This is a genomic window from Pantoea sp. USMM079 (genome assembly GCF_037153115.1).
GTDB lineage: Bacteria > Pseudomonadota > Gammaproteobacteria > Enterobacterales > Enterobacteriaceae > Pantoea > Pantoea communis.
The window spans coordinates 1-218 of sequence record NZ_JBBCKX010000110.1; the positions used below are offsets into that span (position 1 = coordinate 1).

Annotated in this window: 1 rRNA gene; it reads left to right on the forward strand. The window is 52.8% G+C overall.

Going from position 1 to position 218, the window contains the following annotated elements:
• Positions 1 to 218, forward strand: a 23S ribosomal RNA gene (locus WFP70_RS26745); the annotation flags it as partial.

The window sequence follows — 218 nt, forward strand, 5'->3', positions numbered from 1 at the left end:
TGCACTTGGTGTTACTGCGAAGGGGGGACGGAGAAGGCTAGGTTATCCGGGCGACGGTTGTCCCGGTTTAAGCATGTAGGCGGGAGTTTTAGGTAAATCCGGAACTCTTTTAACGCTGAGGTGTGATGACGAGCCACTACGGTGGTGAAGTAACTGATGCCCTGCTTCCAGGAAAAGCCTCTAAGCTCCAGGTAACACGAAATCGTACCCCAAACCGA